12 protein-coding genes are annotated in these 14464 nt (G+C 41.8%); 8 read left to right on the top strand and 4 right to left on the bottom strand.

Annotated features, from left to right (window positions below; translation table 11 throughout):
* Positions 1-157: 157 nt before the first annotated feature.
* The gene (locus HOP45_RS09210) at positions 158-1006 is read right to left on the bottom strand and encodes a mechanosensitive ion channel family protein (RefSeq protein ID WP_181348988.1); all 849 of its coding nucleotides are present in this window, start codon (positions 1004-1006) and stop codon (positions 158-160) included.
* Between the two features lie 333 nt (positions 1007-1339).
* On the opposite strand from HOP45_RS09210, the gene HOP45_RS09205 reads away from it, so the two are divergent.
* The 7 genes from HOP45_RS09205 to HOP45_RS09175 all read left to right on the top strand — a co-directional run bounded on the left by HOP45_RS09205 (position 1340) and on the right by HOP45_RS09175 (position 10267).
* A complete protein-coding gene (locus tag HOP45_RS09205; RefSeq protein WP_181348987.1) occupies positions 1340-1882 on the top strand; it encodes a peroxiredoxin in 543 nt (180 codons plus the stop codon).
* 93 nt (positions 1883-1975) lie between these two features.
* Positions 1976-2428, top strand: a complete 453-nt coding sequence (locus HOP45_RS09200) for a TlpA family protein disulfide reductase (RefSeq protein WP_181348986.1) — start codon at positions 1976-1978, stop codon at positions 2426-2428.
* A 754-nt stretch (positions 2429-3182) separates the two neighbouring features.
* Positions 3183-4934, top strand: a complete 1752-nt coding sequence (locus HOP45_RS09195) for an ABC transporter ATP-binding protein (protein ID WP_181348985.1) — start codon at positions 3183-3185, stop codon at positions 4932-4934.
* Positions 4935-4951: 17 nt separating this feature from the next.
* A complete protein-coding gene (locus HOP45_RS09190) occupies positions 4952-6796 on the top strand; it encodes an ABC transporter ATP-binding protein (protein WP_181348984.1) in 1845 nt (614 codons plus the stop codon).
* Between the two features lie 348 nt (positions 6797-7144).
* Entirely contained in the window at positions 7145-8470 is a 1326-nt protein-coding gene (locus HOP45_RS09185) for a cytochrome ubiquinol oxidase subunit I (RefSeq protein WP_255437589.1), read from the top strand.
* On the top strand, positions 8467-9480 hold the full coding sequence (locus HOP45_RS09180) for a cytochrome d ubiquinol oxidase subunit II (protein ID WP_181348982.1): 1014 nt from the start codon (positions 8467-8469) through the stop codon (positions 9478-9480). The genes HOP45_RS09185 and HOP45_RS09180 overlap by 4 nt, the downstream gene beginning before the upstream one ends.
* 118 nt (positions 9481-9598) lie before the next feature.
* Positions 9599-10267, top strand: coding sequence for a potassium channel family protein (locus HOP45_RS09175; protein WP_181348981.1), 669 nt, complete (start codon positions 9599-9601; stop codon positions 10265-10267).
* A 271-nt stretch (positions 10268-10538) separates the two neighbouring features.
* Here the strand turns inward: HOP45_RS09175 and rnjA are convergent, their stop codons facing one another.
* Together rnjA and HOP45_RS09165 are read right to left on the bottom strand one after the other, a co-directional pair.
* Positions 10539-12206 (bottom strand): ribonuclease J1, encoded by a 1668-nt coding sequence (gene rnjA, locus HOP45_RS09170; RefSeq protein ID WP_181348980.1) that lies wholly within the window; start codon positions 12204-12206, stop codon positions 10539-10541.
* A 3-nt stretch (positions 12207-12209) separates the two neighbouring features.
* Positions 12210-12419 (bottom strand): DNA-dependent RNA polymerase subunit epsilon, encoded by a 210-nt coding sequence (locus HOP45_RS09165; protein WP_181348979.1) that lies wholly within the window; start codon positions 12417-12419, stop codon positions 12210-12212.
* 536 nt (positions 12420-12955) lie between these two features.
* Here HOP45_RS09165 and HOP45_RS09160 point away from each other — a divergent pair.
* A complete protein-coding gene (locus tag HOP45_RS09160; protein ID WP_181348978.1) occupies positions 12956-13732 on the top strand; it encodes a Cof-type HAD-IIB family hydrolase in 777 nt (258 codons plus the stop codon).
* Between the two features lie 114 nt (positions 13733-13846).
* Here the strand turns inward: HOP45_RS09160 and def are convergent, their stop codons facing one another.
* Positions 13847-14401 carry a peptide deformylase gene (def, locus tag HOP45_RS09155; RefSeq protein WP_181348977.1) on the bottom strand — a complete coding sequence of 185 codons (555 nt, stop codon included), beginning with the start codon at positions 14399-14401 and terminating at the stop codon, positions 13847-13849.
* Between the last annotated feature and the right edge of the window lie 63 nt (positions 14402-14464).

Raw genomic sequence — 14464 nt, 5'->3', positions numbered from 1 at the left:
CTTTCCGAGGAAGCTGAGGCCGTGCCCATGGAAAGCGAAGTGTTTTGACGGAGCGGTCATTAAACAACTCTCTAAAATACAGAAATTCCGAACGTTCAGGAAAGCGTTCGGAATTTTTGTATTTTATTTAGTTTTGTCCCAACCTCGTTTAACAGGTTTATTGCGTTTCGTATTTCTTTTCCATATAAACGTGATGAGGGAAAGGAATCTCGATGCCTGCTTCATCAAGAGCTTGTTTCATCGCTTTTCGTAAATCTCGTTCCACGGCCCATTGCGCCATGTTTTCAGTTTTACCGAGCACCCTGATCACCACATCGGATGAGCCGAGACTTTGAACCCCTAATACATCTGGTCCTTCCTTAAAACGTTCATCTTCAGTGAAATCATCAGCTACTTTTTTAAGGACTTCCATTGCTTCATCGATGTTCTCGTCATAAGCAATCCCGATATCGACAAGTGCTCGCATATTGCCCCTGGAATGGTTGCTGACACTGGAAATATTGCGGTTCGGTATGAAGTGCAGTGTGCCGTCAAAAGCGCGGATTCTGCTTGTTCGTAGACCAACCTCCTCAACAATACCCCCAAAGTCAGCAGCCGTCACATAATCATCTACATCAATCTGACGTTCCAGCAAAATAAAAAATCCTGTCACGATGTCAGAGACAAGTCCCTGCGCACCAAACGCAAGTGCTAAACCTAGAATACCAGCACCAGCGAGTAACGGCATAACAGGCAAGCCGATCAAATCAAGAAGCATGACAATGAATAGAAACATTAATACATAAGAGAAGATGTTAATGGATAGTTTTTCCAATGTTTTTGTTCTTCCTTCAGGGAGTTTACGTCGTTCCCCCATTCGGTTAAGCGAAGCGGTAATCAGACGTTTCCCAATTGGACCGATGATCATGAATGCAATGATTAGAACAAGTATCTTTAGCCCGACACTGATCAGTAAACTCGTTAATTCTGCAAGATTCAACTCAAAACCTTCTTCAAATAAATTCATAGGGGTCCCCTTTCTGTTATGTAAATAGTGTCGAATATTAGGATAGCTGAAACAATTAGAGGTTGCAATTGATAGTGATTGTTTCAACAAGTAGTATGGGTTTACCCGTGAGGATTAAATTCAAATCATTTTACATCTCTTAATTATTCGTGTTTAATGAGAATGTACGCGGGTAATACTGAATAAGGAAATCTGGAGTTGAGCGGTTGGGCAGCAAATTAAATTCATTATTACGTAACATTGACTTTAATCAGGAACTGTGGTTATAATGGTAAACGTGTTTAACCGGACAGGTTAATAATAAATCTAACACTATTTTTTGGAGGGATTTTCATGGCAGAACGCATGGTAGCAAAACAAGCACCTCGCTTTGAAATGGATGCGGTACTTTCAAACAAAGAATTCGGAAAAGTTTCTCTAGAAGAAAACATGAAGAATGATAAATGGACAGTCCTATTCTTTTATCCGATGGACTTTACATTTGTATGCCCGACTGAAATCACTTCACTTTCCGATCGTTTTGATGAATTTGACGATTTGGATGCAGAAGTAGTCGGTGTTTCAACTGATACCATTCATACTCACCTTGCATGGATCAACACATCTCGCGAGGATAATGGGCTAGGCGACTTGGAATATGCGCTGGCCGCTGATACGAATCATCAAGTTTCTAAAGACTATGGTGTTTTAGTAGAAGAGGAAGGCGTTGCGCTTCGCGGTTTGTTCATCATCAGTCCTGAAGGTGAATTGCAATATCAAGTGGTTAACCACAATAATATCGGTCGTGATGTCGATGAAACATTACGCGTATTGCAAGCTCTTCAAACTGGCGGACTTTGCCCTGCAAACTGGAAGCCAGGACAAGAAACACTTTAATCAACGTATACTTTAAAGTGCCAGAAGGGCCTAACATACCGTGTTAGGCCCTTTTCAATCCAGGCCAATCATGTATGAAGGAGGAAACGCACTATGAAATTACGAGCTCCAATGCCAGAATTACAAGGCGAAACAGAATGGCTGAACTCCAATGGACTTTCAAAAGAGGATTTAACAGGAGACAAGCCTACCTTGATCCATTTTTGGTCAGTAAGCTGTGGCTTATGCAAGGAAGCCATGCCAAATGTTAATGAGTTCAGAGATGAATACAGTAACGATTTAAATGTGGTCGCCGTGCATATGCCGCGCTCTGAGAAAGATCTAGATTTAGATCAAATTAAAGAAGTAGCAGACGAGCATGGCATCAGCCAGCCGATTTTCGTTGATAATCAACATAAGTTGACGGATGCTTTTGAAAACCAATATGTTCCTGCTTACTACGTATTCGATTCAGAGGGGAATCTCCGCCATTTTCAGGCAGGCGGAGGCGGTATGAAAATGCTGCGTAAAAGAGTCAATAGAGTGTTAGGTAAAAACGAAAAATAAATCGATTTTGTCTTTAGGATGCCTTTGAAGAAACTACGGTTCTTCTTTAAAGGCATCTTTTTTATAATTGGCTGTGTTAAAGTTTGTTGTTGATATTTAAAGTGGATATTTATCTCGAAACGGAGTCTTTCGCTGAAGGGCAGAATTCTGTAAGACTCGATTTCGAGATGTTTGTGGGCGTGTAGGGCCGCTGGGGAAGGATTCGCTTTCCTGCGGGAGAGTCTCCCCCTTCCCCAACGGCCCTTGTCATATAGGCTTCTCGACATCACTTGGTTGCGAATCTGCCTATAGGGAACCGATAGCACATATAATCATGCGTATGAAAGCTTTTTCAGTCAAAGCTTCCTGTTACGGAAGGTCGTTTCGAGCACCTTATGAGTGTATGGTGGATGGGAAAACGGTGAGACGCCTGTGGGAATAACATGAGCGGTGAGATCCCGCAAGGCGTAGCCTGAGGAAGCTCACCCCATGCCCACGGAAAGCGATCCGTTTTCCCAGCCAGCATCCGCATACACAAAAGTCTCGAAACGGAGTTTCCACAATAATGGGGCTTTAGTTGAATTAGCCAATATATTAAAAATGAAGAACACCCATAAAATTGGAAGTTCTTTTTTTTAGTAATATCAACACTAAACTTAAACAGAGCCTTATAATTAGCCAAAATTTAAAAAAAAGTAATGCAAATGGGTAGATATTTATTTCGATACCCGATATATTTATAATTACGTTAATTTTTCCAAAGGAGGGAGACAGAGTGGATACGTTTAAAAAGCTCAAGCACTATTATTGGCCGTTTAAACATTATTTTTTGTGGTCATTATTCGCCTTGTTATTTGTTACCGGGATTACGGTTGTCTACCCGGTCATCATCCAGAAAACGATAGATGATGTTGTAGCTGAAGAACGGTACGGTTTAATTCCGTATTTAGCAGTTGGATTCATACTTATTATGGCTGTGAAAGGAGTTGCAACATATTTCAACCAGTTTTTAGGGGATTTATTCGGTATTAAGTCCGTTTATACCTTAAGGGATGGTTTATATCAGAAGCTTCAACGTCTTCCGTTCAAATATTATGATAATGCGAAAACAGGCGATTTGATGTCGCGTTTAACAGCGGATGTAGAAGCTTTCCGTTTCTTCTTATCTTTTGGATTTTCAGAGTTTTTAAGAATCGTGTTGTTGATTTTGATCAGTTTAAGTGTCATGTTCTATTATTCCATTCCGTTAGCCCTCATTACGATGGCTGCTATGCCTTTTCTGGGTGTCGTTGTCTACCAGTTTGACAAACGCGTACACCCTGCTTTCAGAGGCATCAGAGAATCGTTCGGGCGATTAAACACCCGGGTGCAGGAAAATATCAGCGGCATGAATACTGTTAAATCATTATCACGTGAGAATTTCGAAATCGGCAGGTTTGTCGATCATAATGATAACTACCGACAAAACTACATCGGGACAGCTAATATATGGGCAAAATATTTTCCGCTTATGGAATTTATCGGTAACGTTTGTGTCGTTGTTTTATTAGCTTACGGAGGTTATCTTGTCATCAACGGTTCCTTGTCTTTAGGGGAATTGGTGGCGTTCTTCAGTTTGGTGTGGTACATTCTAGGGCCATTGATGAATCTTGGTTTCGTCATCAACCAATTTTCACAATCGAAAGCTTCTGGGGAACGGTTATTAGAAATTTTAGAAGCCTCAGAAGATATTCAGGAAAAAGATGAAGCCATCGTTGGTAAGCAGCTTCAAGGGCACGTGACCTTCAATGATGTCAAGCTCACGTATACGAAAGATGATGATGCTGCACTGAAGCATATTAATTTTGATGCCCCTCCGGGCACTGTGATTGGGCTGATTGGAGCCACAGGATCAGGTAAAACTAGCATCACACAGTTAATTACACGATTTTACGAGCCAGAGGAAGGCGAAGTCCTTGTCGACCAATCTCCTGTACATGATTATTCGCTGAAAACCTTGCGAAAAAATATAGGATTTGTTTTGCAAGAGTCTTTCTTATTCTCTACTACGATTAAAGAAAACATAGCTTATGGAAATCCGGATGCGTCTCTTGAGGATGTCATTTCAGCCGCCAAACGAGCTGATGCTCATGACTTCATTCTATCGATGCCTGAGGGTTATGATACGATGCTCGGGGAACGCGGAATGGGACTCTCAGGTGGTCAAAAGCAGCGTATTGCCATTGCCAGAGCCATCTTGATTGATCCAAGCATCTTGATTCTCGATGATGCAACTTCGGCCGTGGATATGGAAACAGAGTTTAAGATTCAAAAAGCATTAAAAGAAGTCATGGACGGGCGCACGACCTTTATCATTGCCCATCGTATCTCTTCCCTCAAACACGCAGATGAAATATTGGTGCTTGAAGAAGGAGAAGTGAAGGAACGCGGCCGACATGAGGAGCTTCTAAACAACGGCGGGCCTTATCAGCGTATATACGATATTCAGTATCAGGATAAAGAACACATCATGAACACAGCCAAGTAACGAAAAGGGGGGATAATATGGCGCGTAAACCTAAACATGAACCGCAAACCAATAAGCATTTGAATCGCTTTCACTATACACAGGACCAAGCGATTGAAAAACCTTTCAATTGGTCGCAGATGATGCGAATGCTGCAATATTTAAAACCCTACACTAAAAAACTGTTACCGATTGCCATTATTGCAATGCTCGTATCCACGTTGGTCCGATTAATTGTTCCCATTTTAATCGGAAAAGTGGGAATTGACATCGCGATTGAGAACCAGGATGTTCCGATGCTCGTGCAACTGGTAGTAGGTATTTCGATTTTGTACGTGCTAAGCTATATCGGGAATTTGTTTCGCATAAAATATATCAATATCCTCGGGCAAAATGTCATTTTTGATTTGAGGAAACATTTGTTTTCGCACGTACAGCGCTTATCACACCGATTCTTTGATTCCAAATCGGCCGGTTCAATTTTAGTCAGAATCATGAATGACATCAATTCACTACAGGAACTATTTACGAATGGAATCATTAATTTATTAATGGATGTCGTTTTACTTTCGGGTATAATGGTCATTTTATTTGCCTTTAGTCCAAAGCTGGCTTTGGCGATTATGATTATCTTGCCGATCATGTTTTATATATCGACGCGTTTGAGGCGTAATATTCGCCGCTCCTGGCAGTATGTTCGGATTCAACAATCGAGACTCAACTCCCATTTGAATGAAAGCATCCAAGGTATTCGGATCACCCAATCTTTTTCGCAAGAACGAGAGAACACGGAGTATTTTGACGGAGTGAACACAGACAATTTCAGCTCGTGGCGTAATGCCACGCGAAAAAGTGCAATGTTCCGCCCGTTTGTTGAAATGAGCAATGCCATCGGTACGGCTATTTTGATTTCATACGGTGCTATACTCATTATCCAAGGGCCAGAAAATGGCGGCATCGAAATCGGGACATTCGTCTCCTTTGCGTTTTACTTAGGCATGTTCTGGGAGCCGATATCCCGATTAGGTCAAATGTATAATCAGCTGCTTATGGCAATGGCAGCGTCAGAACGAATCTTTGAATTCTTAGATGAACGTCCAAACGTTGTTGAGAAAGACGATGCTGTTGAACTCGACGATATCAAAGGTCGCATCGAATTTGATCACGTGCAGTTTTCTTATGATGATGATCGTGTGGCTCTTCATGATATCTCCTTAGTAATGAAACCAGGTCAGACAGTTGCCCTTGTAGGGCATACAGGATCTGGTAAGTCGACGATCGCTAACTTAATCAGCAGGTTTTATGATCCAACCAAAGGGTCAGTGAAGGTAGATGAAACAGATTTGCGTGATGTCAAAATTGACAGCATCCGCCAACAAATCAGTGTGGTCCTTCAGGATACATTCATCTTCTCAGGCACAATTCTAGAGAATATAAAATTTGGCAACCCTGAGGCGAGCGATGAGGAAGTCATTGAAGCAGCTAAAGTAGTGGGAGCCGATGGGTTTATTCAACGCCTCCACAGTGGCTATCATACGGAAGTCGAGGAACGTGGAAATATCTTATCGGCAGGCGAACGTCAGTTATTATCTTTTGCTCGGGCATTGTTAGCCGATCCCAAGATACTCATTCTGGATGAAGCCACAGCCAGTATTGATACTGAAACGGAAGTGGAAATTCAGTCTGCACTTAAACGTTTATTGAAGGGGCGCACAGCCATTATCATAGCGCATCGCCTATCCACTATCCGTGAATCTGACAATATATTTGTGCTCGAAAATGGCAACATTCTAGAGCAGGGCTCGCATGATGAATTAATGGCACAGCAAGGTGAATATTTCGAATTAGTGAAGGCTCAGTTTCAAATGCTGGATGCTATGTAAGGTCACAGTGCAAACGAGCAGGTTTAAGCAGTCCATAACTTGGGCTGCTTATTTTTGTGATCGTCCCGATCAATCTCAAAGAATTAGAGTGTAAACGTTCAGGCGTTCTATTAGTGGTTTGAAGTTACAGCACTATTTTTGATATAACGTTATCAGATGCTTAGACAACATTTTCCTTGTATACTATGATTAAACTAAGCTTAACAATGTGAAAGATGTCACAATATCTTCATCGACTCATAAATAAATTACCTTCTTATGCTTTATACTAGACAATGGATCGGGCAGCTTAATATAGAAAAAAAGGGGGGTGCTCACGTGGAGCTAGACAGTGTCATTTTAAGCAGAATGTTAACGGCTTTGACCTTGGCGTTCCATATCATATTTGCCACGATTGGTGTAGGCGTACCGGTGATGATTTCACTTGCTGAATTCATGGGAATAAAAAAGAAAGACCCACATTATACCTTGTTGGCTCGAAGATGGACGCGCGGGTTTGTCATTACGGTGGCAGTAGGTGTGGTAACCGGAACGGCAATAGGGTTGCAACTATCCTTATTGTGGCCAAGCTTTATGCAAATTGCCGGCAATGTGATCAGTTTACCATTATTTTTAGAAACATTCGCTTTCTTTTTTGAAGCTATTTTTCTTGGTGCTTACCTTTATACGTGGGATCGTTTTAAAAATCCAATTTATCACTGGTTGTTGTCGATTCCTGTTGTGATCGGATCAACGATGTCAGCCTTCTTTATTACGACTGTCAACTCGTTTATGAATACGCCTCAAGGATTTGAGTTGGAGGGGAGGACCATAACAGCCATTGAGCCTCTAGCAGCGATGTTCAATCCTGCGACCCCGACAAAAGTATTCCATGTGGTGGCTTCTTCGTATTTAGCGTCTGCAGCAATACTGGCTGCCATTACTGCATTTTATATGCTCAAAAAGGCGATTACACCTTATCAAAAGAAAGCAATGAAATTAACAGCAGTATCCGTATTTATTTTCGCTATCCTTACAGCCGTTGCCGGCGACTTATCTGCAAAATTTTTGGCTGAACACCAGCCGGAAAAATTAGCAGCTGGAGAATGGCACTTTGAAACTGAGCGCGGTGCTGATTTGATCGTGTTCGGCACGTTAAATGATGAAGGAGAAGTAGAGAACGCCTTGAGAATTCCGAAAGCCTTGAGTTTTCTTGCTCACGGGGATTTCAATGCTGAGGTTACCGGTTTGGATCAAATACCTGAAGATGAGTCACCTCCATTATGGATTCATTACATGTTTGATTTGATGGTGACCTTAGGTTTTTATGCCTTAGGTGTATCGTTACTTTATCTGATATTCATGAGTATGAAGAAATGGAATGAAAATAATAAATTATTGCTATGGCTGCTTGTGCTCAATGGGCCATTCGCTATGCTGGCAATCGAATTTGGCTGGATCTTCGCAGAAGTGGGCCGGCAGCCTTGGATTCTGCGAGGTTACATGAAAGTCGCAGAAGGGGCGACGACCTCTCCCCACGTCGGTTGGATGCTCCTCCTATTTTTGACTTTATACGCAGTGTTGGCTACAGGATGTATTCTTGTGATCAAAAAAATATTCAAAGGAAACCCTGCTGAAGTTGAACTCGAACAACGTTATCCTGAAATTACCGGGAAGGATGGTGGTCGAACATGAGTTTTGAATACATTGGCATCACTGTCCTCTGGTTGTTTTTGTACGGATATCTTATTGTGGCATCCATTGATTTCGGCGCAGGCTTCTTTGCCTATTATGCAAAACTGACAAAGCAGGATCATATTATTAATCAGTTGATCTCACGCTATCTTTCACCTGTTTGGGAAGTGACGAATGTATTTTTTGTCTTTTTCTTTGTGGGTTTAATCGGGTTTTTCCCTGATACTGCTTACTATTATGGCCAGACATTATTGATCCCGGGAAGCATTGCTATCGTGCTGATCGCCATCAGAGGTTCCTTTTATGCGTTCGAAAACTATGGATCGAAGCATAGTATGCTTTACATGTTTCTTTATGGGGGCACAGGTCTGCTCATACCAGCTTCTTTATCAACAGCCATGACGATATCTGAAGGAGGCTTCATTGAGGAAACGGGCAACGGCGTTCATTTACTCTATGGTGAGCTGCTCACAAGTCCATACTCGTGGAGTGTGGTGGTTCTAGCTGTTGTTTCCGTCTTGTATATCAGTGCGACATTCCTGACCTATTACGCTGCCAGGGCGGACGATGAGCCTGCCCTTCAGTTGATAAAAAAATACGCCCTTTTTTGGAGTTCGCCTACGATCATAGCAAGTTTGACGACTTTCATAGCCATGAGTCAGCACAACCGGGAACATTTCCAGAACATGATTGAGTTATGGTGGGTATTTGGTTTGTCTGTCGGTTTCTTTATGATCGCGTTGTTTCTTGTGTACTATGGAAAATATTACGGATGGGCTTTTATCTCTGTGATGTTTCAATTTTTCTTTGCCTTCTTTGGGTATGGGGCTTCGCATTTGCCGTATATACTGAAGCCTTATATTACCATTTCAGATGGTTTGACCAGCGAGCCAATGGCTATAGCGTTAATCATTGCGTTTATAGCGGGTTTCTGTTTGCTCGTGCCATCACTCTTCTTATTAATGAGGATGTTTTTATTTGATGCTGATTACGTGAAGGGGAAAAAGTAGTGAAGCGAATGTAAGCCGTGTAGGGGCAGCAGCCAGCAGAATCAGAAATAAATCGTGTCTGATGCTACTTTATGGTAAACTATCGATATAATGTCGTATTTGTTAGTGAGGGAAAATAATGAAAAAAGAATTTGCTGTCATCGGTTTAGGTCGTTTTGGAGGAAGCATCTGTCGAGAATTAAGTAAGGAAGGGATGGAGGTCCTTGCGATTGATCTTGACGAAGACAAAGTGAATGAATATAAAGAAATTGCCGCTCATGCTGTTATAGCGGACTCAACTGATGAGAACGTATTAAAAGAATTAGGTGTGCGCAATATCGATCATGTCATTGTCGCGATCGGGGATAACATCCAGGCAAGTATTTTGACTGCACTGATGCTTAAAGAACTAGGAATAAAGACAATAACCGTTAAAGCTCAAAATGATTATCATGAGAAAGTGTTGAATAAAATCGGAGCTGACCACGTCGTCCATCCTGAACGCGATATGGGGAAACGAATCGCCCATAATATCATCTCCAATAATATTCTTGATTACATTGAACTTTCAGATGACCATAGTGTTGTTGAAGTGAAAGCAGGTAGTAAAATGGGAGGAAAGACCCTGGTCGATTTGGATATCCGCGCTCACTACGGTTGTAACGTGGTGGCCATTAAACGTGACCGGGACGTTATTGTCTCCCCGCTGGCAACAGAAGAGATTGAGCAGAGCGATGTGTTAATTGTGATTGGAGCGGATAAAGATATATCTCGCTTCGAGAAAAATCTTGTTGTAGAAGAAGATTAAGCAAGAGTCCAGGGCTCATTTGAAAATTCAACCCTGGACTATTATCGAGCACATAAAAAAAAGCGAGGTTCGCCCATCAGGAGCGAACCTCGCTTTTTTATTGCTTAGGAAACTATAAAATTTGGGCCCTATGGATAACACTTACCTCATAGGCCATGTCCGGCTCTCCTCGCGACATAAGCAACCCGCCCTGCGGAAGGAAAAGACCACCTTCCTCCTGGTGTTTTGCTTATGCGTGTCGGAGCAGCCGGGGCGCATAAGCCTTTGTTCTTTAAATTTCCATAATGATCGGTAATATCATGGGACGGCGTTTCGTTTTCTCGAATAGGAAAGGTGCAATTGTATCGGTAATTTCGTTCTTAATTTCCGACCATTGGGTTGTACGGCGTTCCATGACTTTCTCAACGTGCGTACTGACCAATTTCTGAGCTTCTTTGATCAAATCCTCTGATTCTCTCATATAAACAAAGCCTCTGGAAATGATGTCGGGACCTGATGCAATTTTGAACTCTTTCATATTAATGCTCACGACGACAATGACGAGACCTTCCTCAGAAAGAATGCGACGGTCACGCAGCACGATGTTTCCAATGTCACCTATACCGCTGCCATCAACGTACACAGAACCTGATGGAATTTTGCCTGCGATAGAAGCTTCATCTTTTCCAAGTGCTAATACATCGCCTATATCCATAACAAAGCTGTTATTTGGATCTACAGCACATTCATGACCTAAATTAGCATGTTCTTTCAACATGCGGTACTCACCATGAATCGGCATGAAGTATTTAGGTTTAATCAAACGAAGCATCAGCTTCATTTCTTCTTGGCTGCCATGGCCAGATGTGTGAATGTCATTGAGCGGTCCGTGAATGACATTCGCTCCGGCGCGGTAAAGCATATTGATGGTTCGAGATACACTGATTGTATTACCAGGGATTGGTGAAGAGGAAAATACAACCGTGTCATCCGGGATGATTTGAATTTGACGGTGCGTTCCATTCGCAATTCTGGATAAAGCGGCCATTGGTTCACCTTGAGAACCTGTGCATAATATGGTTACTTCGTGAGCTGGAAATTGATTGATTTGATGGGCTCCAATGAATGTTTCTTTTGGAGCTCTGATATAACCGAGCTCTTGACCGATTTTAATGGAATTCTCCATACTACGTCCAAAGACAGCGACTTTACGGTTGTGTTGGACCGAAGTCTCAACAACTTGTTGGAGACGATAGATATTAGAAGCGAATGTAGCAAAAATTAATCGTCCTTTTACGCGATAGAAAATATCCTGGATGCTTTGCTCTACGACACGTTCCGATTTTGTAAAACCGGGTACTTCACTATTTGTACTATCTGATAATAATGCTAAGACACCTTCTTTACCGATTTCAGCCATTTTAGCTAAATCAGCTGGTTCGCCAACAGGGGTAAAATCAAATTTAAAGTCACCAGTATGCACAATGTTGCCTGGTGGTGTTTTTACTACAACTCCAAACGAATCTGGAATACTGTGTGAGGTACGGAAAAAGCTTACGGAAGTTTTGCGGAATTTAATTACTTCATCTTCCTGAATGGTATGAATTTTAGCATTACGCAACAATCCATGCTCATCCAATTTGTTCGTAATCAAAGCCGTAGCAAACTTTCCGGCGTAAATCGGGACATTTAATTCGCGCAGCAGATAAGGAATGCCGCCGATATGATCCTCGTGACCGTGGGTTATGAATAAACCCTTAATTTTGTCCTGATTCTGGACGAGATAAGTGTAATCCGGGATAACGTAATCGATGCCGAGCAGTTCATCTTCCGGAAATTTAATGCCGGCATCAATTAAGATGATCTCATCCTGGAATTGGACTCCATACGTGTTTTTACCGATTTCACCTAACCCGCCCAGCGCAAATACGGCTGATTGGTCATTTTTAACAAATTTCATGGGTTATACGTTCTCCACTTTGAAATCTTCTGATTGTTGTTCATAATTCAGGTGGTCCTCATCCAACACCTGAATAAATTCAATATTAATACCTGAATTTGCTAACTTTTCCCGTACACTTCGTTCGCTTTCTGCCTCGACGTACATTGATTTCGTACGTTCACGTACCGGAACTTCATTTGGGAGTTCCTGGTACAACACTTTATAAATCATATCTCTATCTCTCCTTACTACATATAATTTCCACATTTTTGTCCTAAAAATATCTTAGCATGTTTATTGATCAGATGTAATGAATGACTGTCGTACAATAGTGAAGAAACGCCGCATCCGGAACTTATCAGGCGTATGTTTTGCGCTTCATAATATCTTTCCAACGTTTTCTGAGCTTTTTCCTGAGACGCTTCAACATTGAGCACATCTCCTTTCAATTTGGAAAAAAAGCAACAAAAACGTTATACCGACTCAATCCCTGTTATCTTTAGTATAATACTCTTTTAAAAATAATGAAACAATTAGGTTTACAAAATTATATTTACCGTTAGTGAAATTTCCAAACCGTCCGTCACACATTGCTACACTACTAGTATATCCATCTCCCTCCTCGAACTAACACAATTCTTGAAAATAGTGGAGGGACTTACATTTTGCAGGTGGGAAATAACCGCGGACCTGCTCAAATGTGTTATGATATTTAAGTTATCAACATCTACTAAAATGAAAGTAGCAGTTACACAAGGAGGCATACATTGACACAAAAAATTGCATTTTTTGATATAGACGGTACCCTTTTAGATCATCAAAAAAAATTACCTCAACAGACAATTGAAGCGATCCAACAGTTGCAAGATTCAGGGGTTTATTGCGCGATTGCAACGGGCAGGGCACCTTTTATGTTTGAAGAAATAAGACAAGCATTAGGAATTGAATCTTTCGTCAGTTTTAATGGGCAATACGTGGTGTTTGAAGGGAAAGTGGTTTACGAGAATCCACTATCAACCCCACATTTAGCTCAAATGTATCAGGAAGCAAAAATCAACGATCACCCCATGGTGTTTATGAGCCATGAGCACATGAAAGCATCCGTATCTACAAGTGACCATATCAGCGAAAGCCTGTCCAGCTTACATATTGATTATCCAGAAGTTGAAGCGGCTTTCTTCGAGCAGGAAAAAATCTATCAAGCATTGTTGTTTTGTGAGGGGGATGAAATCGATTCCTATCGCCAAACTCATCATGCCTTTGACTTTATCCGCTGGCACCAGTTTTCGGTTGATGTTTTGCCACGTGGAGGTTCAAAAGCGGAGGGCATCGATAAGATGATTGAAGCAGCTGGCATGTCAACTGAACAAACATACGGTTTCGGGGACGGCTTGAATGATCGGGAAATGATTGAACAGGTTGGCACGGGAATAGCCATGGGGAATGCCATGCCGGAAATTAAAGCAATTGCCGACCATGTAACAGCGGATGTTAACGAGGGGGGACTGGTGAAAGCAATCTACGATATTGGCCTGTTAAAATGATTGGAGTGTAATAGAGCAGGTTTAAAGCGCCTTAGCCGGTTGCGAAGGGCTTTAAACCTTTCCGAGTTGACGAGGTCCTAAAAAGGGTAACCTGCGATGCCTCCAATTGTTTCACTATCGATCAATCGGTTTAGCGTTCTCAGGCTCTTTAAAGGGATTATCCTGGTTAATGTGATCGTAAAACATCACACCGTTCAAGTGATCAATCTCGTGTTGAAAGACAATAGCGGCAAAATCCTTTAACCGTAGTTTGACTTCCTGTCCTTCTAAATCAATGGCTTTGATCGTTATCCTCCGATGGCGAGGCACATACCCTGGAACTTCACGGTCCACTGATAAACAGCCTTCCCCGCTTGTTAAATACGATCTTTCCACTGAGTGACTGATGATTTTCGGGTTGAACAGGCCGTAACTATACAATCGATCGTTTTGATCGGTGAAATGAACGGCTAGCATCCGTTTTAGCACGTTTATTTGCGGTGCGGCCAACCCAACACCCGGTCTTAAACCATAACGATCGCAAATTTCATCGTCCTGGCTGTTTCGCAAATATTCGAGCATCTCTTCAAGAATTTGTTTATCCTCTTGTTGAGGGGGGATGGACACCTCGTCAGTCGTTTTTCTCAAGGCGGGATGACCTTCACGTACAATATCATCCATGGTTATCATCAAAAACATCCTTTCTGCCTACCTCATTATCCGGTGATTAGTTTAACATATTCAACTGTTTTA

Origin of the sequence: Thalassobacillus sp. CUG 92003, assembly GCF_013618635.1 — a bacterium.
Classification (GTDB): Bacteria; Bacillota; Bacilli; order Bacillales; family Halobacillaceae; genus CUG-92003.
The sequence above is the reverse complement of the archived record's forward strand: the minus strand, read 5'-3'. Positions and strand labels throughout refer to the sequence as shown.

Bases quoted from the DNA above. Each gene is read 5' to 3' on its own strand.
- HOP45_RS09210 (WP_181348988.1), bottom strand. From the start codon at position 1,006: ATGAATTTATTTGAAGAAGGTTTTGAGTTGAATCTTGCAGAATTAACG.
- HOP45_RS09205 (WP_181348987.1), top strand. From the start codon at position 1,340: ATGGCAGAACGCATGGTAGCAAAACAAGCACCTCGCTTTGAAATGGAT.
- HOP45_RS09200 (WP_181348986.1), top strand. From the start codon at position 1,976: ATGAAATTACGAGCTCCAATGCCAGAATTACAAGGCGAAACAGAATGG.
- HOP45_RS09190 (WP_181348984.1), top strand. From the start codon at position 4,952: ATGGCGCGTAAACCTAAACATGAACCGCAAACCAATAAGCATTTGAAT.
- HOP45_RS09185 (WP_255437589.1), top strand. From the start codon at position 7,145: ATGTTAACGGCTTTGACCTTGGCGTTCCATATCATATTTGCCACGATT.
- HOP45_RS09180 (WP_181348982.1), top strand. From the start codon at position 8,467: ATGAGTTTTGAATACATTGGCATCACTGTCCTCTGGTTGTTTTTGTAC.
- HOP45_RS09175 (WP_181348981.1), top strand. From the start codon at position 9,599: ATGAAAAAAGAATTTGCTGTCATCGGTTTAGGTCGTTTTGGAGGAAGC.
- rnjA (WP_181348980.1), bottom strand. From the start codon at position 12,206: ATGAAATTTGTTAAAAATGACCAATCAGCCGTATTTGCGCTGGGCGGG.
- HOP45_RS09165 (WP_181348979.1), bottom strand. From the start codon at position 12,419: ATGATTTATAAAGTGTTGTACCAGGAACTCCCAAATGAAGTTCCGGTA.
- def (WP_181348977.1), bottom strand. From the start codon at position 14,401: ATGATAACCATGGATGATATTGTACGTGAAGGTCATCCCGCCTTGAGA.